The 17,803-nt window shown below is 44.8% G+C and carries 20 protein-coding genes; 10 read left to right on the top strand and 10 right to left on the bottom strand.

Features of this window, described 5'->3' with window-relative positions:
• Positions 1-12: 12 nt before the first annotated feature.
• The 6 genes from ACTRWF_RS10475 to ACTRWF_RS10450 all read left to right on the top strand — a co-directional run bounded on the left by ACTRWF_RS10475 (position 13) and on the right by ACTRWF_RS10450 (position 5,338).
• Positions 13-858, top strand: a complete 846-nt coding sequence (locus tag ACTRWF_RS10475; protein ID WP_462835528.1) for an HAD family acid phosphatase — start codon at positions 13-15, stop codon at positions 856-858.
• Positions 859-1,084: 226 nt separating this feature from the next.
• Positions 1,085-1,390 carry a hypothetical protein gene (locus ACTRWF_RS10470; RefSeq protein ID WP_462835527.1) on the top strand — a complete coding sequence of 102 codons (306 nt, stop codon included), beginning with the start codon at positions 1,085-1,087 and terminating at the stop codon, positions 1,388-1,390.
• A complete protein-coding gene (locus ACTRWF_RS10465) occupies positions 1,342-1,815 on the top strand; it encodes a diguanylate cyclase (protein ID WP_462835526.1) in 474 nt (157 codons plus the stop codon). Before ACTRWF_RS10470 ends, ACTRWF_RS10465 begins: the two co-directional genes overlap by 49 nt.
• 775 nt (positions 1,816-2,590) lie before the next feature.
• Positions 2,591-3,811 (top strand): MFS transporter, encoded by a 1,221-nt coding sequence (locus tag ACTRWF_RS10460; RefSeq protein ID WP_015068388.1) that lies wholly within the window; start codon positions 2,591-2,593, stop codon positions 3,809-3,811.
• Between the two features lie 370 nt (positions 3,812-4,181).
• Positions 4,182-4,952 (top strand): siderophore-interacting protein, encoded by a 771-nt coding sequence (locus ACTRWF_RS10455; RefSeq protein WP_015068389.1) that lies wholly within the window; start codon positions 4,182-4,184, stop codon positions 4,950-4,952.
• 194 nt (positions 4,953-5,146) lie between these two features.
• A complete protein-coding gene (locus tag ACTRWF_RS10450; protein WP_012519989.1) occupies positions 5,147-5,338 on the top strand; it encodes a CsbD family protein in 192 nt (63 codons plus the stop codon).
• A gap of 200 nt (positions 5,339-5,538) precedes the next feature.
• Here the strand turns inward: ACTRWF_RS10450 and ACTRWF_RS10445 are convergent, their stop codons facing one another.
• From ACTRWF_RS10445 to arfB, 5 genes are all read right to left on the bottom strand, one after another.
• Positions 5,539-6,060 (bottom strand): CC0125/CC1285 family lipoprotein, encoded by a 522-nt coding sequence (locus ACTRWF_RS10445; protein WP_015068390.1) that lies wholly within the window; start codon positions 6,058-6,060, stop codon positions 5,539-5,541.
• The gene (locus ACTRWF_RS10440; protein WP_462835525.1) at positions 6,050-7,051 is read right to left on the bottom strand and encodes a hypothetical protein; all 1,002 of its coding nucleotides are present in this window, start codon (positions 7,049-7,051) and stop codon (positions 6,050-6,052) included. The genes ACTRWF_RS10445 and ACTRWF_RS10440 overlap by 11 nt, the downstream gene beginning before the upstream one ends.
• Positions 7,052-7,284: 233 nt before the next feature.
• On the bottom strand, positions 7,285-8,001 hold the full coding sequence (locus tag ACTRWF_RS10435) for a hypothetical protein (RefSeq protein WP_462835524.1): 717 nt from the start codon (positions 7,999-8,001) through the stop codon (positions 7,285-7,287).
• A 125-nt stretch (positions 8,002-8,126) separates the two neighbouring features.
• Positions 8,127-8,804 (bottom strand): hypothetical protein, encoded by a 678-nt coding sequence (locus ACTRWF_RS10430; RefSeq protein WP_012519992.1) that lies wholly within the window; start codon positions 8,802-8,804, stop codon positions 8,127-8,129.
• A gap of 126 nt (positions 8,805-8,930) precedes the next feature.
• Entirely contained in the window at positions 8,931-9,347 is a 417-nt protein-coding gene (gene arfB, locus ACTRWF_RS10425; protein ID WP_020744495.1) for an alternative ribosome rescue aminoacyl-tRNA hydrolase ArfB, read from the bottom strand.
• A gap of 144 nt (positions 9,348-9,491) precedes the next feature.
• On the opposite strand from arfB, the gene ACTRWF_RS10420 reads away from it, so the two are divergent.
• The gene (locus ACTRWF_RS10420; protein WP_020744496.1) at positions 9,492-10,424 is read left to right on the top strand and encodes an alpha/beta fold hydrolase; all 933 of its coding nucleotides are present in this window, start codon (positions 9,492-9,494) and stop codon (positions 10,422-10,424) included.
• A 17-nt stretch (positions 10,425-10,441) separates the two neighbouring features.
• Here the strand turns inward: ACTRWF_RS10420 and ACTRWF_RS10415 are convergent, their stop codons facing one another.
• The 3 genes from ACTRWF_RS10415 to ACTRWF_RS10405 all read right to left on the bottom strand — a co-directional run bounded on the left by ACTRWF_RS10415 (position 10,442) and on the right by ACTRWF_RS10405 (position 12,049).
• A complete protein-coding gene (locus tag ACTRWF_RS10415) occupies positions 10,442-10,876 on the bottom strand; it encodes a hypothetical protein (protein ID WP_020744497.1) in 435 nt (144 codons plus the stop codon).
• Between the two features lie 241 nt (positions 10,877-11,117).
• Positions 11,118-11,681, bottom strand: coding sequence for a CBS domain-containing protein (locus ACTRWF_RS10410; protein ID WP_012519996.1), 564 nt, complete (start codon positions 11,679-11,681; stop codon positions 11,118-11,120).
• Positions 11,682-11,725: 44 nt separating this feature from the next.
• Positions 11,726-12,049, bottom strand: coding sequence for a hypothetical protein (locus tag ACTRWF_RS10405; protein ID WP_462835523.1), 324 nt, complete (start codon positions 12,047-12,049; stop codon positions 11,726-11,728).
• 273 nt (positions 12,050-12,322) lie between these two features.
• Here ACTRWF_RS10405 and ACTRWF_RS10400 point away from each other — a divergent pair, with 273 nt between their 5' ends.
• Both ACTRWF_RS10400 and ACTRWF_RS10395 read left to right on the top strand, forming a co-directional pair.
• A complete protein-coding gene (locus ACTRWF_RS10400; RefSeq protein ID WP_348681769.1) occupies positions 12,323-12,850 on the top strand; it encodes a cytochrome b in 528 nt (175 codons plus the stop codon).
• Between the two features lie 23 nt (positions 12,851-12,873).
• Positions 12,874-13,440 carry a YceI family protein gene (locus ACTRWF_RS10395; RefSeq protein WP_462835522.1) on the top strand — a complete coding sequence of 189 codons (567 nt, stop codon included), beginning with the start codon at positions 12,874-12,876 and terminating at the stop codon, positions 13,438-13,440.
• A 65-nt stretch (positions 13,441-13,505) separates the two neighbouring features.
• Here ACTRWF_RS10395 and ACTRWF_RS10390 read toward each other — a convergent pair whose 3' ends face one another.
• Both ACTRWF_RS10390 and ACTRWF_RS10385 read right to left on the bottom strand, forming a co-directional pair.
• Entirely contained in the window at positions 13,506-14,798 is a 1,293-nt protein-coding gene (locus ACTRWF_RS10390; protein WP_020744501.1) for an NAD(P)/FAD-dependent oxidoreductase, read from the bottom strand.
• A 180-nt stretch (positions 14,799-14,978) separates the two neighbouring features.
• Positions 14,979-17,048, bottom strand: coding sequence for a TonB-dependent receptor domain-containing protein (locus ACTRWF_RS10385; RefSeq protein ID WP_462835521.1), 2,070 nt, complete (start codon positions 17,046-17,048; stop codon positions 14,979-14,981).
• Positions 17,049-17,327: 279 nt separating this feature from the next.
• On the opposite strand from ACTRWF_RS10385, the gene ACTRWF_RS10380 reads away from it, so the two are divergent.
• Complete coding sequence (locus ACTRWF_RS10380; protein ID WP_012520003.1) at positions 17,328-17,771, top strand: DUF2721 domain-containing protein; 444 nt, start codon at positions 17,328-17,330, stop codon at positions 17,769-17,771.
• The last annotated feature ends 32 nt before the right edge of the window (positions 17,772-17,803 follow it).

Below are 17,803 nucleotides of genomic sequence, written 5' to 3'. Positions count from 1 at the left end.
TAAGGGGTAATTATGGTGTTGAAACCGGTAGACAGAAGACACTATAAAAGGAAAATAACGTTGTTATCTCTTAACAAGCTCTCTTACATCAGTAAAGCAGTATGCATCGGCGCTGCAGTATCAGCTATCGCGGCGTGCTCGTCTACAGCATCAACCCCGCTTGCTGGTGAAAAAGCGCATACCCTTTCAGACGCCGTGGTTTATCAGACTAGCAGCAAAGAGTACCCTGTTCTTTCAAGCTTTGTGTATAACCAAGCTGTTGCAGCGCTTCCTACGCGTTTTGAGAATGGCGACGTTGTAGTCATGGATGTTGATGAAACCGTACTAGACAACAGCACCTACCAAAAAGAACGGGAAAGTGCCGGCTTGGGGTATTCTTCAAAAAGCTGGGCTGATTGGGTAAAACGTGAAGAAGCAACATTGGTTCCTGGTGTCGCTGATTTTATCGACGAGGTTATTCAGCGAAATGGCAAGGTTGCGCTTATTACGAATCGTAACAAGCAGCTTGATAACCACACGTGGAATAACCTCTTGGCGCATGGTTTGCCGCTTACCGTCAGCAATACGTGTGTTGTCGGCCGAACTGCTGAAGACAAAGAAGCGGTGGGCCAAGAAGGTATGGTTAATGACAAAGACTTGCGAAGAATGCAGCTCACCCAAGGCAAGATCACTTGTTCAAATACGTCGACAGACACGGCATCAACCTGGGCAGCGCCTCACACTATTATCATGCAAATTGGCGACAACATTGAAGACGTGGGCGGCGTAACCCAAGAGTCTGCCAATGTTGAGACGCTCATGCCTCGAGTTGGTACAGAAATTTTCATTCTTCCCAACCCAATGTACGGCTCTTGGTAACAACACCAGAAATAGCGAGTCAGCGGATTCTCATTCGCTGACTTTCAAGATACGCTCTACGTGCTTTACGCAATGTACGGCTAAGAAAATAATGTTGTGGCGTTTATGTTAAACACCTTGATACGTCTACCACCGCTGGCTGAATAGTCACCTTATACAAAATGAGTTTTTATAAACTCTTTCTAACGCGCAAAAATGACCTATAGTTGTTATTGAAGAAAGATACATGCTAAAGGATTGCGTACCGATGACGAAGTTTAGGCTACTTATCAAACTATTGATTGTAGCTATTTTTATATCAAGTCCATCAACCCTTGCATTGCCATCACTCAATTCAGCGCCTAATGACGATGTCTTTGCAGGCATAAAGGCACTGCATCGCGCGCCAGAGAAAGAAATGGCGCGTTTAAAGTTACTCCTCGCTTCACAGCAGTCAAACCCCAAACGCCATGAATGGAATTATTTATATGCCTTAGGAAGCGTATGCGCTATCAAAGAAAGTTGGAGAAAATCGCCACCACGGATTCATTAACTCGCTTGTTCAACAGGGGTAAGACGATAGAGCTACTTGAAGCTCGTATGAATGAATTACCGCATAAAAGCAATAAATGCGCAGTGGCAATGTTAGATATCGACCTTTTTAAAACTATTAATGATAAGTATGGCCATTGTGTGGGCGACGATGCGCTAAAACTCTTCGCTGCTACAGCAAAGCAAAACTTCTCGGCGAGTGTTGATATGGGACGGCTAGGTGGCGAAGAGTTTCTTTTTATCTTTCAAGGTGTCGATGTAAGCGAGACCGTTAAGCGTCTTGAAACCTTCAGTCAATCACTGAAGGACGCTTCTATTAAAGCACTAGGTGGTGAAATCAAACTCACTTTTTCAGCGGGTGTTTTATTACTTACAGAAGCGCAAAGCATTTCTTCTGTTTTAGAGAAAACCGACGCCGCGCTTTAAGAAGCTAAAGAAACCGGTAGAGACAAAATAGTCGTATTTACCTGTTTGTAATTTCATACAACCTGATGTGAAAAAAATACACTGTCATTTGCGTTCTCGTGACCTTCACTCAGCGCACATTTCCCACCCTACGAAACAAAACCTTAAAAAACAAAAAGTTAAATAACTTTAATCTCAATTAATTTATTTGGCACAGATCACGCATACATTAGACTAACGGATAATGACAGAACGCAGCTTGTAGCTAGGATAGCTTTAGCGACGGAGAGGCCAAACTGCGTAAGTGAAAAATACTGAAGGTGACGACATAGGAAGTGCATGGAATGGTCGCCAAGGATAAACGGAAACGTCAGTATTATAGCTTTAGGATGACTGTTGAAGGTTCGTTATTTGCTGGTCGATGATGAGGTTAGGTAAAAGAAAACCTAGATAAACTCGCAGGATGCATCGCATTTGTTTCATAGGGATTGCAAACAAGTTCAGGAGTACCTACATCGTAAGCACTGACAGTGATGTCTCGTGCAGCGAGGGATTGTTGACCCTATTTGGATTTGTTGAAATACATGTGTGTTGTTTCGGCAGAACCATAGTGAGGACACTGGTAATGTCGTCGATGTTATTAGTGAGTTGTCACCCGACGACATTCCTCTCCCCTCAAAGGCCCATCCCGGCCTTTACATACCTCTGATTTTGGCCCGCCTTTGGCGGGCATTTTTTTATCTGTACTTATGATAGAATACTCGGGTTCTATAGCCTTATTTTAAGAGCCGATAGCGTGCCATTGCCACCGTCTTCCACCCTTGTTTTTAAAGTGCTTTTTTGCGCCTTACTTGCCACGTCTGTGGGGCAAAGCGTTATGCTTACCACCCTGCCATCTATGGGCCGTGAAGCAAATCTTACTGAATTTCACATCGCAACGATTATGTCGAGTTCAGCATTTATTTTCGCCTTTGGTACCAATGTATGGAGCAAAGTGGCCAAAAGAGCAGGGTTTAAGCGTATTCTTATGGTAGGCCTTACCGGCTATAGCTTAGGTACGTTTGCATTCGCAAGCGCTTGGATGGCAGGGTTTTCAGGGTTAATAAGCGGCACTAACTTATTTCTTGCCTTGTTGATAAGTCGCAGCATGCAATCAACTATTATGTCTGCCACGCCCCCTTCGGCGGTGGGCTATGCCGTAGCAATAAGCACACCCGAAACACGTGTGAGCGCCATCAGTAAGGTTACCTCCGCAAGTAACGTAGGCCAAATAATCGGCCCCGCTTACGCTGGACTGCTGGTGAGTTTTGGCCTACTCGCCCCCTTATACAGTATCGTGCTGTTAACGCTGTTAGCACTGACGCTTGTTTATTTTAAACTACCCGACCTACCGCCCTTAGGTGCACAAAAGACATCTGCTGATCTGAAACGCGATGAAGAAGCAAAAACTATCGTTCCGTATATATTTGTGGCGGCGTGTATTTGTGTGTTTTGCGCCATGGCAATGATGCAACAGTCCCTAGGGTTCTTCTTCATTGATTACTATCATTTTACCCCTGTAGATGCAGCTCAACAGGTTGGCTTTGCTATGATGGTGAGTGCTGCTACTTCACTTACCGTGCAATTTGGATGGGTACAAAAAGGGCGAATAAGTAAAGAAACCATGATTACCCTTGCCTTACCTTTACTAGCTCTTGCTTATTTACTTCTGTTTCTACAACATTCACTGACTATTTTGTACCTGGCTATGGCTCTGATGGGATTAGGTATGGGTATGGCCTATCCGTCACTTGCCGCTGCGGCAACCACCTTTTGTGCGCCCGGACAGCAAGCTAGGATCACGGGTCTGATTACGGCAACGACCGCCATGGGCTATATCGTAGGGCCTCCGTTCGCCGCATTTATCTACCAGATAAATATCGCTTACCCTTTTGCAGCGGCATCGCTTTTATTAGCGGTAACGGCCTGCATGACTTTCATCACGCTTAGGCACGTCAAACAATCTACTAATAACTAGTGCAATAGCAAGGGCTTGGCTATACCCATTTGGCGTCTGCTTTGTTTACAAATAAGAAAGGTATTTATTTTTTTACCTTTTATTTTTAATTAAGCGGAACCTTTTGTGATTTAGGCTATCTTACTAAGTACATGAAGTCGTTGAGTGTGCGTCTTTGTGGTGTGTAAATGTGTTTTCCAAGTTATGTTGTGGTTTTTTAAGGGGCTTCATGCCCCTTTTTCTTTGTCTCGAGTTTACTCCCAAGCCTATTAGTATTTCCTTCTATCAATCGATAAACCCGAATTTAATATTCTTTTTCGTTCCACCTTTAGATATGGTAATGAGAATCATTAACAAATAAAATAACGTTTTTAGTTTAAAGGAGAAGGGAATGGCTAAACCGCAACCACGTCAAGCTACAGTGACCAAATCTGTTCGTATAACCCCCACTATGCAGCGGATTTATTTAGGTGGTGACGACTTACGCACCTTTCCCTCTGTATCAGCGGGCGCGTATGTAAAGCTTATGTTTGATCTTAACGGGAACCCGTTACCGCACCCTACAGAAATGAGTAAAGTTGCCATGCGTACTTACACCGTTGCCAGCTTTGACGCGACAAAACCAGAAATGGTAATTGATATGGTTATGCATGCCGACAATGGTATTACTGGCCCCGCCTCAGCATGGGCTGTTTCAACCCAGCCTGGAGATACCATTACGTTGGCAGGCCCTGGCACTAGCAAAGGCCTAAACGACCACTATGACTGGGTTTTACTCGCCGGCGATATGACCGCACTGCCAAGTATTCGAAACCACCTTGCCGAACTTCCATCAAACGCAAAAGGGTACGCCGTCATTCAAATTGAAGATGAAAACGATAAGGTTGCGCTAAGTAAACCTGAAGGCGTCTTTGTAATATGGGATACCCAATCACTCCCAATGTGTCTTGCAGAGCTCGATTGGCTAGACGGCACGCCAAGCATATGGGTAGCATGCGAGTTTTCAGATATGAGGGCAATAAGAACCTGGCTCAAAGATGATAAAGAAGTGGCTCATGAGTATATCTATATTAGTAGCTATTGGAAAAAAGGGCGCAGTGAAGATCAGCATAAGATAGATAAAAAGCAGGATAGTGACACTTTTGCCAAGACATTAAACTAGTCTCGCCCCATGTAGGGTTTGCAATGCGTTGTAAATCCTGCATAAAACCACCTAAGCTTCCGCCCTTAAATTTGTTAAAAATCTATATATTTCAGCAGCCTACACATTGGAATATGACTTGCTGCAGTTAAAGTAACTGGCCGGTTTTCTATGACCAGTTTTTTAGCCAATTGTTTAGATAAGGAGAGCACGTTATGAACAATGATCGTATTGAAGGTAATTGGAAAGAAATGAAAGGTAAGGTGCAACAGAAATGGGGCAAGCTTACCGATGATGACCTAGATGTTATTGACGGTCGCCGTGAAGAACTAGTAGGTAAAATTCAGCAAGAATACGGTAAAAGCCGTGATGAAGCTGAGAAAGAAGTGGATGCATATTTCAATTAATTGCCTCACCTACGCTTAAACTTTTAGCAAGAGGAGCTTCGATTATTTGCTGCCCGATATATAGGGTAAGCAAAGGGAGCTAGAAATAAGCTAGAATTAGAAAGGGCCGCAACATGAATATTGCGGCCCTTTTTACTGCCTATCGTTCGCGCATATTAAGAAGGGGACAAGCCCGCTTCTTTTTAACGCTAACCTTTTGCTTACTCTTCTGTTTTCGGCTGTAGGTTATCGCGGACTTCCCTAGCGTCAAAACTCGTTGCCGATGACGGGCGGGTGCCTTTGCCTAATTCAATACTCAAAATACTTTCGATTTCACTTTTTTGTGAACCACCCACAAATACTCCAGTTTCAAATTGCGTAGTAGGGTGATACGAGGTACGACACGTTAGTACGCCACAATCTGTAATTCTTGCGTAACGCTGACTAAAACCTGCCGTGGGCGTAGTTTGCACGGTCTCTTTATCTACGAGGGTTTCCCGACCAGTCACTACAAACCAGTCGTAGCCCTCTAATAGAGTAACTTCGGCAGCGCGCAGCATAGCGTAATCCATCGCTTTACCCTTGTCTGACCCTTTCGCTTTAAAGTGCACGCGATATTGCGTATCGCTGAGTTTACTTTCTGTATACCCAAAACCACCTTTCTGGGCCTGCCTGTAATCAGGCTGATTCGCACACCCAGCCATGACTAACACCGCAAGTACGAACATAATTTTAGTTTTCATCATTTACTCCTTTGGCCTTTTTAGATTGCCAAGTTGCTTCAATTGCGTCTTTTTCTTGCTCTCGGTTTAAAGGCGCAGAGGCCATCATTTTATCTAACTCATCTTCCATTAACTTTGCGCTTGAGGCTGTTTGATATTGCCCGTCATACTCACCACGCGAGTCCAATTTGCTAGCGGTAAGCTGCACAAAGTCTTGACCTTCAAAAAAGTAGAAAAGGTCGCTTCGCAAAGACACAGCATCGCTGTCGCGGATAGGCGCGTCTTCCGGCGTGTTATCAAACTGCTTGTCGATAAGGTCTGTACTTAGTCGAAGGTAGGTGTTTTGCCCGAATAGTTGGCCTGCTGACAGCCCATATTGTTGATAGGTTAGAAAATCATTACCGTCTAGTTTGGCATTGGCGTGGTAATAGTGAGCACCGAGTTTGGCAAAGTCAAAAGCATAGCTGGTATTTGCTGATAACGTAGTCAACCCAAGATCAAACTCACTCAGTGTTTGGTAGTTCGTATTCGCTTGACTCACAGACAGTACGCTTTGCCACTTAGACGTTGGCTTTACAGTAAGCGTTAACTGCGCTTCAGTTTGCAGCGCTTCATCAGCCACATCTGAGTTAGTATCAAGCTCACTGACACTCACGTTGCTATCGTGACGGTAGCCCACGTAGCCTGACGCTGTCAGTGATACTGCTTTGTGCTTGTTGGTATTATCTACCGCTTTTTTATCTGTGTCGCTCGCGGCGTGATTTCCGGTATCGCTCGCGGCACGATTTCCGATATCGCTCGCGGCACGATTTCCGGTATCGCCCGCGGCGCTTTCAGCAACTCGCAGCTCCTCATCCTTTTCTTCAGCATAAATCACGGTGGCGTAGGCTGTGCTGCAGCATAAAGCAACCGCTGTTGCGATAAAGGAGACTCGCTTTTGCATTGTGCTATTTGTGTGTGAGCCAAGCGTTGGTTTATTGATGTGTGTGCATTGGGCAGATTGGTTTTTCATCGTCATTACCTACAACAAATAAATATTAATGTTCTATGGGAGCTGGTTTTGGTGATGCAGTAGACCTAAGGTGAAACATGAGTGGAATAGGCTTGGCATCACTTGAGTGACAACGCAAAAGAGCGAATCGTTGCGTAGCCCCTACGAAGCTGCGGCTTGCGTCAATACCTTTGCAAGCCGCATTGAGGTTACTCAAGTCTTTCCTTTAGGTGAACCGTTGTGGTTATCCCGTACTAAAGACCAAGCGCCCCTGAGATGCTTGACGCAACGTTCTCATTAACCGTTGTAGTCACCGCGTCTTCAACCGTAGTAGATACCGTTTGCTCGACGGTGCTTGATACTGCCCCTTCAACTGAGCCAGCTACCGTACTTTGAACGGTATCCGCAACGGTTCCTTGTGCGGTGCCCCCTATTGCACCATTAACGTTAGAAGATAGCGCGTTAGATGCAGCGCCACTTGCATTTAGCGTTGAAAGTGAGCCAGAGACACTGTTTGTAAGCATTCCTGACGCAGCGGCTGCCGTCGATGTTGCAGAATTAGTTGCCGTTGATAATGTCCCGTTTAGCGCGGTTTCAGCCGTTGCTGTTACGCTAGGTGCGGTTTCAGTAGACAGCGACTGTGCGCCATTGGCTAACAGGCTGGCGTTCGACGATGAAGCTTGTGCAGCCTCTTGTGTGGTGTTATCGCCCTCTTTCTGTTCAGACGGTGCTTCATTTTCCATAGTAGCGGTTGTGGCTTGCCCATTAGCATTAGCTGAGTCCTGCGCTGATACGTTACTTTGTGTAGAGGCCTGATTAGTCGTTTCATCACTTGAGTTTGTAGCTAGTGATAAAGAGGTAGAACTTGACGCATTAACTGAGGCATTCGAAGAAATTTCGGCTTCTTGAGCCATCACTGACGTTGATGCAATACCTAAAGCAAGTGCAATTGCTGTATTTAACTTTTTCATCCGTTTATCTCCGTTTTTTCATAAAGGACGATGAGATAACGAATGAAGAAAAGGTTTTATTCCGCAGTTTAGGATTTTTTTTAGAAATAATAAAAAAAGCCCTGTAAAAACAGGGCTTTCAAAATTTATTTTTCTGCAGCAGTCATGCTCTTTTCCCACCAAGGAAGTGAGAAATCAATATTGTCTGGGTCGTAAGTTTTGGCGTATTTCATTTTAACTGAGCTCCAAAACGCTGCTTTGAATACCGGATCATAGATAACAAACTCACCCTTTTCACGGTACTGCTCAAACAATTGTTGGTATGCGCCCACCGGCGTTAACGGGTTATCTTGCTGAAAAACCACGTCGCCACCATACGCCTCGTACAAGGCTTTAGAAACTTTCCAGCTTTTCGCCATACCGTGGGCCATAGCTAGACGATAGCGCTCAAGCTCTTCACCTTGAAACTCACTATTGCCGTCCAGATCCACTGTCCACAGCTTAATTACCGAGTACGCTGACTGCACCTCGCCTTCATTTGGCTCTATGGCATTTTTGTCTGCAAAGTCAGCCAACACTGATTCTGTAATTTTATTACCAAGGGCACGCTGAGTTAAAATGGTGCGTACTTCTTTTTCAGACTTATCAGTAAGAATAGATTGAAAACGATCTACATCAGCTTGCGATGGTTGCAACTCGGTATTGGATATCGATTTATTGAACAAACGAGCGATGATCTCGTTTGCAGCTTGCGGTGTGTTAATCCCAAGCGAAATGACTATGGCAGCAAATAGCACCATAGGAATAACGTTCGAACGCGTCACTTTGTATGCTTCCCTAAGTTCCAATATTTAGCATGAACACAAGACACATTCATTTATTGTTTTAAGAATTTTCCGTTGTCTTGCGAAATGACCTTTTTTGAGCCTCATACTTTAGATTAGTTTTGACTAAAATTCCACTTTCTTACGCATTGATTTTTTTGCGCCCTGTTGTTTTTTTACATCAACCCGACGTGCTTTTGCCGCACGGCTTACCTTAGTTTTTATACGCGGTTTTTGTTCAATCGTCGCTGCTTTTATCCATTCCACTAAGCGCGCTAAAGCATCCTCTCTGTTTTGCTCTTGGGTACGATAATTCTGTGCTTTCAACACAAAAACACCTTCATTAGTCACCCTTTTATCTTTCGCTTGAAGCAGCTTTTCTTTCAATCTTTCGGGCAAAGAAGAGGCATGGATATCAAACCGCAAATGAATGGCGCTACTTACTTTGTTGACATTCTGCCCACCACTCCCTTGCGCACGAATAGCCTGCAGATCAGCTTCGCTCTCATCTATCGCAATAGTGCGGCTAATTCTTAATTCCATCTTGGTTCCTAAAATTTTGCTGTCTTTGCACGCTTTGCATTAACCCGCTGTTGTTGGGGTTATCGCGCTCTATCACTATGGCTGACTTGACGCCCTTTGCGTTAGCCGCTAGGTTAAATTTCACTCTATTATGGGACATACATCATGATTGTTGCACTACTTGTTTTCATTTGTATCCTTGCGGGCCTTATTTGGTTTACTGCCAAAATGGATGGCAATATTGAATCTGCATTTACACCCGCAGGAAAACTAACGCCAGTGTCCGGCGGAATTATACACTGGCAGAAACAAGGAAGCGGCCCGTCTCTTTTGCTTATACACGGCTTACTCGGCAATAGTAACAACTTTAACGAATTGGCAAAAACCCTTGCTGACCGTTATACGGTTTACAGCATTGACCGGCCTGGTAGCGGGTTTTCAAGCCGTTATAAGGGGACGTCGGCAAGCTTCGCTCAACAAAGTAAAATGATTTTAGAGTGGATGGACAAGGAAGGAATTGAATGTGTAAGCGTAGCAGGGCATTCAATGGGAGGGGGTGTTGCCCTGCGAATGGCCATCGATGCGCCAAGTAAGATTACTTCGGTTTCACTACTTTGCCCACTTACTACACCATTAAAAGGGGGCGCAGGCCCTTTGTCAGTGCTTTACATTCCTAATGAATTTGTACGCAGTAGCGTAGCAAAAACTATTGCCAGCCCACTTAGGGCTAGATTAGGCCGTAAACAGGTAGCGCAAATATTCCACCCCGAGTCCGTTCCCGCTTCATTCTCTGTAGAAGGCGGCGGTTTGCTAGCGCTTCATTCGCGTAGCTTTTACGAAGGAAGTAGAGATACGGTGTCAGCACAGGGGAGCTTGTATAAACAACAGACAAGATATGGCGAAATTCAATGCCCCGTAGGCGTTTTATATGGCGAAAAAGATACGATTTTAAAACCCAGTGAGCACATTAATGCGGTGACGGACGCTATCGACGCAGCAGAGTATCAGATACTCCCTAATGCTGGGCACATGATCCCCGTAACCCAAGTACAGGCTTGTGCCGACTTTATCTGTGCTATCGACGCTAAGGCCCGATAAACGGCCTGCTTATGGGGTTAGTGAATGGTAGAACCTGCTCTGGTTTCGCGCTCTTTATATGGAAATTCGACGACTGTAAGTGCGCTTTCTCGGTCTTGTGAAGATTGTTTAAGCGTGCGAAGTTGGTCGGCGACAGACTCAATTCCATCGTACTGCTTACACATATCACACGGTGACATCTCAAAGCTGACATTATAGCTTCTAAACCACACTTTCATTTGCTCACTGTCCCCATCTGACAATGAAATGAGTAAATGATACATACGGATGAACGCGAGCTGCTTTCGGTACTCGGTGGTTCCGCTTTCAAAACCTAGCAGGGTAGTTTGAGCTAGAGATGATGGAGAAATCCCTAGTATTTCAGATGCTTGTTTAACATTTAAGCCCAACTCTTGATACGCCCAAGTAAATGCTTTGGTCACAACACTGGTAGGAAATAGTGATCTCTTCATGGTATTGCCTCGCTTCATCGCATAAGGTTGTACAGTTGATATGAGATAAAGCGAAATGCATACCAACTTGAAGCAATCAAATTCAGTAACAATGAATTCGCCATAAGCATGCTACCTAAAAAACGCTTGTAAACCTCTGCTAAAGATTGGCGTAACCGTGTTACTGGTGGGCATAAACTTTTTACTGCGCATGCCCAACATGCGCAGTAAAAGTATGGTTCAGTATTAAAAAAAATGAAAATTAAGCGGCGAGGATAGTGATAAGTTCAGCAAATGTTGGTCGCCCTTGAATATCTAGGGGTAAGCGCAACTCTCTGGCAATGTCACTTACACTGATAACACCACGCACTTCATGAGTGTCTCTGTCCATCACCAAGCAATGGTGCTGTCCATAGTCTTTCAATGTTTCAATAACATCGCCTACCGATGAATGGGTCAGTTCAGTAAAGTCAAAAGACATTAGCGACGTTTTAGGGCGCATAAAGTCGTGCACCGTTAACTCTTCGCGTGTCGCTTTAAGCTCACTAATACGCTTTATGATCTGCTGTTCACTGACATCATGGCTCGTGACTATACCGATAAATCGGTTGTGGCTATTAACCACCAGCATCATGCGAACGTGAGACTGCCGCATAATAGACTCAACTTTTGTCGCCGGAGTACGCGCATCAATCACGTGGGGTAAATATTGCTTGAAGTCGGTAAATACCGCCATGGCTGATGAATTTACGGTAATGGTGTTTTCAACAACTGGCCATGCCAATGTATCAATTGCTTCGGTTTTATATAGATTTAAGGCGTGCATACCTTCTCTCCTAATCAAAAAGTGATAAAACGGTTTCTTGTTGATTAAGCGTAAGAAGGTGGGCCTCTTATGATATTCGCGCGCTGTTTAATATGGTGCTTTGAACTAGCGATACGCCGTGCAAGTAAGCGGTATTTCTCAATACCATTGATAGTATTAAGAGCAGGTACCCCATCATCTATGTCGTCATCTGCGCTCTCATGAACGGACTTTTCCCATTCACTAACAAGCACAGATAACGCCGCTTCACTGGGCGATTGCCCCGCTATATTTCGTACATTCCGCCCTTCTCCTAGAGCGGAGATGGAAACCAGTGATGAAAATAAAGCTGGCAGAATTAACGCCAACAAAACGCGTGATGCGTGCAATACGTAAACCTCAGCGTACTAAAAAATTGATAATGAAACGCCACATTTGTGACTTCCTTTTTAAACTATAAGCGCATTTGCCCCGTTTAACAGGGGTGTTTAGCGCAACATATCGACCACTAAACGACAGCGCTTTCAATGCTTAATGAGTGTTAAAGGTTTATTCGCCGATGCATCGTTCTAAAAAAAAGAATAAATGCTTTCATTTTATGCGATTTTTAGTTGGCAAGAATGGCAATAGACTTAATGCAACTTATTACCAATGGACCGAACATGAATTTTAGGTGGCCTCGACGTATCGTCATTCTTCATTGGGTAAGTGCGTTTATTGTTATCGGCATGTTTGCTTCAGGGTTGTGGATGGTCGACCTTACCTATTACAGCGATTGGTATAAAACCGCCCCACACTGGCACAAGAGCGTTGGCTTACTGTTATTTGCTATCACTGCGCTTCGATTAATGACGCGCGCAGCAACTTCACGTCCACCCTCGTTCGGTAATACTGTTGAGAAAACACTGAGTCACGTTGGACACGCACTTTTATACACGCTGATGATTGCACTGTTTATTAGCGGGTATTTGATTTCGACTGCCGATGGCAGAGCTATTGATGTATTCAATTGGTTTTCTGTGCCTGCATTCGGGGAATTATTTGAGAGCCAGGAAGTGATAGCGGGGGATGCTCACTTTTACATTGCATGGTCGCTTATTGTTCTATCAGCGATACATGCCATAGCAGCATTAAAACATCACTTTTTAAGCAAAGACGACACACTGAAGCAGATGTTACGGCTTCGTTGATACTTAAGGAAATAGGAGAAATTATGAAGAAGTTAACACTTGCCTTGGCTGCAGCTTTGTCTCTTGGCACTGCTCAGGCCGCAGATTATGTAATTGATAGCAAAGGTGCTCACGCATCTATCAACTTCAAAATTCAGCATTTAGGCTACTCTTGGCTGACCGGGCGCTTTAACGATTTTAAAGGCACCTTTAGTTACGACGACAATGCCCCAACCGCAGCAAAAATCATGGTGACCATTGATACAGACAGTATCGATTCTAACCACGCAGAGCGTGATAAACACCTAAAAAGCGATGACTTTTTAAATACTGATGACTACCCAGAAGCTAAGTTTGTTAGTACAAAAGTGGTCAATAAAGGCGATGGAATGATGGATGTAATGGGTGATTTCACACTGCATGGCGTCACAAAACCTATCACTATTGAAGCGAAAAAAATTGGTGAAGGTAAAGATCCATGGGGCGGTTACCGCGCAGGCTTTATGGGCACAACGACCCTTGCACTTAAAGACTATGGTATTGATTATGATCTAGGTCCAGCGTCACAAACCGTTGAGTTAGAACTTCATGTTGAAGGCGTTAAGCAATAGCGTTTTTTTTACAAACTCACATTAAAATAAAGCCCCGTCCTCGGGGCTTTTCTGCTCATGCGCAATTAGTGGAGTTTGAGTTTTGGGCTAATCGCTTGGCTTAACTTTTTCACCAGAAGCTTAAGCGCCCCTTTAACTTTTCCATGTACTGCAAATTGATGCATGTTGTATAACGAAACATAGACCAGTTTTGCAAGACGCCCTTCAATAAACATACTGCTGTTAGATAACGACCCCATTAAGCTACCCACCGTACTGTACTTGCTCAAATGAACTAGCGAGCCGTAGTCTTTATAGGTGAAAACCTTGGTCTCTTTTTGGGTAAATAACGCAGTTATATTATGCCCCACAATATCTGCCATTTGGTGCGCAGACTGGGCGCGTGGCGGAACCCATTTACCGTTTTCTTGCTGGAAACCACAACAGTCGCCTAACACCCAGATATTCTTATTAGTAGAACTTCGCAATTGCTTGTCGACCAGAATTTGATTGGCGCGATTCGTTTCAAAAAGGTCTAATTGTGTTATGAAGTCTGGCGCTTTAACCCCAGCGGCCCACACCATGAGATCAGCGTCAATACGGCCGCCATCTTTGGTAATAAGCCCTTTTGCATCTGCCTCGGCAACCATGGTTTGCTCTTTTATGTCTACACCGAGCTTGTGCAGCGCTTTTCGTGCCGAGTTCGCTATTCGCTCGGGCAAAGCCGGCAAGATACGTTCACCTGCTTCAACAATTGTAATTTTTAAACGGGACGCCGACATCTCTGGCATGCCGTAAGCTTTAGATAAGTTTGCCACATGGTGAAGTTGAGCCGCCAGCTCAGTGCCGGTTGCCCCTGCGCCGACAATAGCAACCTCAAATCTTGCGTCTTTATCTTCTTGTTGGTTAATACGAATAAGCTGGTTAAGCAAGGCACGATGAAAACGTTCTGCCTGCTTCAACGAGTCGAGAAAATAACAATGCTCTGCCACCCCCGGTGTACCAAAGTCATTACTTACGCTACCAATAGCCAATACTAACTGGTCATAGTGAACTTCCCGCTCGGGCAAAACCTGGGTTCCCTCTTCATCAACTAATGGTGCTAAGGAAATGGTTTGTGCGTCTGCGTTTAAGGAACACATCTCACCTAACTGAAAGCGATAGTGATGAGCCGCAGCGTGAATAGCGTAATCTACACCGTCTGAATGTTTATCTATGACACCCGCTGCCACTTCATGAAGTAGGGGCTTCCATATATGGGTTCGACTGCGGTCGACAAGGGTAATTTCAGCTTGTTTCTTTCTCCCGAGGGTGCGGCTTAAGCGACTGGCTAATTCAAGACCACCAGCACCGCCACCAACTATTACTATTTTTTGCATGGGTATACCTATTAACAATCATTCCACGTATATCACCTGCTAGAAGGGCTATACGTGGCATGACTGCACCCACGCTGACCTCTACAGACTACGCCTGAAGCAAATGCCCTACAAGCGAATCGCGGCGATAGTCTGCATTTTCGAGATTAATAGTTACCCATGACATGCGCTTATTTTAAATTACAGTGCGAAAGTAGCGCTTAGCATGAAGTTTCGAGGGCGACCAGGGAAGTAACGAGGGCCTGTAAAACTAGTAAAGTCAGCACGCTCAGCGTACTTGGTATCGAATACGTTGTTGATACGCGCGTGAAGCGTAATGTCATTATTAACGTTAAAACGCACTCGCGCATGCACTAAGTCATGGCCATCATATTCGTTTAAATTTTCAGCGTCAGTATAGTAGCTTGCCACATGCTGCCATTCTATTTGCGCCTGAATATTCCTTGTGACGTCATAGTTTGAGCGGGTGTTTAACTGCACCTTGGGCGCGGTATCCATATCGTTGCCTTTAATATCTAGCTCACCAGTGATTTGGCTGTGCTCATAGGTATGCCTTGCGTAAGTACCGGCGAAGTCTACGCGTAAAACATCGCTAATTTTTTGATTAAACGAAAGCTCTACGCCTCTATGCCACGTCTCTCCATTGCTCACGTTAAAAAAATTGCTGTCTCTATAAATCACGTTATCTTTTTCAAGGCTATAGAAAGAAAGGGTATAGCTGCCCCGGTCAGTGGTACCTGTAATACCAACTTCGATATTATCTGCGGTGACTGAATCTAAATCTGTTACTTCTTGAGCCCGCTGTAAACGGTACAATTCAGTGGCTTGTGGCGCACGGTAACCCCGCGCAAGGCCGCCAAATAATTGCGTAGACCCGCTCAGCTGATAGCGCAAAGAAAGCTTAGGGCTAAAACTGTCAAAGTCGTTACTGCTATCGGCTGGGCGAGAATAACGACAACCGCCAAAACCACATTGGGTACCATCTTCTCGCACACGCCCTACGTTCATATTGTTGGTGTAGTCGTATTGCATCGATTCAAAGCGCCCGCCAAAAGAAACATCCCATTTTTCGTGTTGCCAGTTTAAAGCGAAAAACGGCGCAATTAACGCTGCATCTACATCGTAATCGTAGTGCTTACCAGACGGTATGGTTTCAACTAAAAAAGCAGAACCTTCGGTAGCGCCTTGTTGAGACTGCACTAACTCGCCTTCGGTGTATTCGGCATCTATGCCTAAATCTAAGGAAACGTAATCGTTAACGATATAATTAAACTGCGACAGCACCCCTACGCCCTTCTGTGCGTTTTCTTCAAGGGGTTTGCCAGGTAGAAAGTGCATGCGAAAACGCATATCTTGATTGCGTAGGTAAGGGGTAATTGATAATCCATGTCCACCATCAAAGGACGTATTGAACTTACTCCATATCCTTAAGCTTTTTGCATTGCGAAACGCTTCGGGGTTTGGGTTACTTCTGGCAAGCTCGGTACTTTTATAGCTTTCAAAACCTTCTATATAACCTGCCGTTTCTTGGTCTAAGTGTGTATAGGTTAGGCCGCTGGTTATCACCGTGCTGTCCCACTCAATACGGTGGCGCAACGAGACTTTTTCTTGGTCGACACCTTCGTCATTTCGATAGCCAGTGTCACGGGTTAAGCTTGCAGCAATACCCACGCCACTGCTGCCAAAGTCTTTGCCTTGTTGAAGTTTAGCGCGGTGAAAACCATATGAGCCGTAATCCAAAGCGAACTGACCAGTGCCTTGCGTAGTGTCTGGTGTAATCACGTTGATAACCCCGTGGATAGCATTAGAGCCATACAACGCAGACGCAGGGCCTTTAATTACATCGATACGCTCTGCAACCTCGCCATGCGCTTCAAACAGCTCATTAATGTTGCAAAAGCCGGCAGCGCGCAATGGTATGCCGTCTTCAGCGGCCAGTATGCCGCCGCATGCCTCTGCACCTGTGAGAACCGGTGAGCGCAACGCAGGCAAATACTCCTGTCCATTTCCTCTTTGAACACCGGCGCCCGCAATGTAATTAAGCGACTCTTGAATATGCTGAAAAGAAAGCATTGAGAGCGTCTCTTCTGAAATAGATGATACCGCATAGCCCGTTGCTGTTATCTGGCCTTGAATTCGTGAAGATGTGGTCTCTATTCTCTCTATTTCATTGGCTTCCTGTGCAGCTGCCATTGTCGTTAAAAGCGATGCGGTAAACAAAGACATAGGAAACAAAGAGGGTAAGCGCATTATCTATCCTTATGCAGAAGAAAAAGTGTCGTAACTCAAAGTACTAGTGTACCGCTAATTGAGACTTAGATGGGTTAAAAACCGCTAAACTCATGTAAGTTGCTACATATCATTTCGTTTACCTGCTATAAGCATTGGCTTACACTTTGCTTTGTATTGGCATTAATATACCGACATGACCTATGCAAAAACCGCTACACACCGCTACTTGTGGTGGAAAGCTAGGAATGCATTGAGCCTGAAGTCAGTTTGAGTCAGTCTTGTTCGCTGGAGGACCCGTTGGACACACTTATACCTAGCCTTTCACAACTTATTGAATTTGCCGTAGCGCCTGTATTTTTACTTACAGGTATAGCAGGCTTTCTTAATGTGATGTCATCTCGTCTTGGGCGTATATCTGACCGAGTCAGAGTAGCGGAGCGACAAATTCATACGCTGTCAGACCCACACATTGTAGATCGCTCCAAAAAAGAGATAAAAGTGCTGTGGCGCAGGGTAAAGGTGATCAATTGGGCGATTGGGCTATGCGTGGCATCAGGGCTTATGGTGTGCACCGTTATCATGGCGCTTTTTTCAGGGTCACTTTGGGTTGTTGACTTAAAAACCCCAATTATTGTTTTGTTTATACTGGCAATGATGTTTCTAATTAGTGCGCTTGTTGTTTTTCTTGTAGAGGTGAAGCTTGCGACTAACACCATCAATATGGTGCGCACCATTAGATAGCAGGTGTTGGCCTACTGGGTTAATAATTTAAT

The organism is Alteromonas sp. G5_S2_22_S1, assembly GCF_054968525.1.
This window is presented reverse-complemented; position numbering and strand designations above follow the sequence as displayed.

What these genes read in the sequence shown, in the direction of transcription:
- ACTRWF_RS10385 (WP_462835521.1), bottom strand. Translation starts at nt 17,048, where the DNA reads ATGCGCTTACCCTCTTTGTTTCCTATGTCTTTGTTTACCGCATCGCTT.
- ACTRWF_RS10410 (WP_012519996.1), bottom strand. Translation starts at nt 11,681, where the DNA reads ATGCACGCCTTAAATCTATATAAAACCGAAGCAATTGATACATTGGCA.
- ACTRWF_RS10400 (WP_348681769.1), top strand. Translation starts at nt 12,323, where the DNA reads ATGAATTTTAGGTGGCCTCGACGTATCGTCATTCTTCATTGGGTAAGT.
- ACTRWF_RS10445 (WP_015068390.1), bottom strand. Translation starts at nt 6,060, where the DNA reads ATGAAAACTAAAATTATGTTCGTACTTGCGGTGTTAGTCATGGCTGGG.
- ACTRWF_RS10465 (WP_462835526.1), top strand. Translation starts at nt 1,342, where the DNA reads ATGCGCTATCAAAGAAAGTTGGAGAAAATCGCCACCACGGATTCATTA.
- ACTRWF_RS10390 (WP_020744501.1), bottom strand. Translation starts at nt 14,798, where the DNA reads ATGCAAAAAATAGTAATAGTTGGTGGCGGTGCTGGTGGTCTTGAATTA.
- ACTRWF_RS10395 (WP_462835522.1), top strand. Translation starts at nt 12,874, where the DNA reads ATGAAGAAGTTAACACTTGCCTTGGCTGCAGCTTTGTCTCTTGGCACT.
- ACTRWF_RS10420 (WP_020744496.1), top strand. Translation starts at nt 9,492, where the DNA reads ATGATTGTTGCACTACTTGTTTTCATTTGTATCCTTGCGGGCCTTATT.
- ACTRWF_RS10475 (WP_462835528.1), top strand. Translation starts at nt 13, where the DNA reads ATGGTGTTGAAACCGGTAGACAGAAGACACTATAAAAGGAAAATAACG.
- ACTRWF_RS10470 (WP_462835527.1), top strand. Translation starts at nt 1,085, where the DNA reads ATGCTAAAGGATTGCGTACCGATGACGAAGTTTAGGCTACTTATCAAA.
- arfB (WP_020744495.1), bottom strand. Translation starts at nt 9,347, where the DNA reads ATGGAATTAAGAATTAGCCGCACTATTGCGATAGATGAGAGCGAAGCT.
- ACTRWF_RS10435 (WP_462835524.1), bottom strand. Translation starts at nt 8,001, where the DNA reads ATGAAAAAGTTAAATACAGCAATTGCACTTGCTTTAGGTATTGCATCA.
- ACTRWF_RS10450 (WP_012519989.1), top strand. Translation starts at nt 5,147, where the DNA reads ATGAACAATGATCGTATTGAAGGTAATTGGAAAGAAATGAAAGGTAAG.
- ACTRWF_RS10415 (WP_020744497.1), bottom strand. Translation starts at nt 10,876, where the DNA reads ATGAAGAGATCACTATTTCCTACCAGTGTTGTGACCAAAGCATTTACT.
- ACTRWF_RS10440 (WP_462835525.1), bottom strand. Translation starts at nt 7,051, where the DNA reads ATGAAAAACCAATCTGCCCAATGCACACACATCAATAAACCAACGCTT.
- ACTRWF_RS10455 (WP_015068389.1), top strand. Translation starts at nt 4,182, where the DNA reads ATGGCTAAACCGCAACCACGTCAAGCTACAGTGACCAAATCTGTTCGT.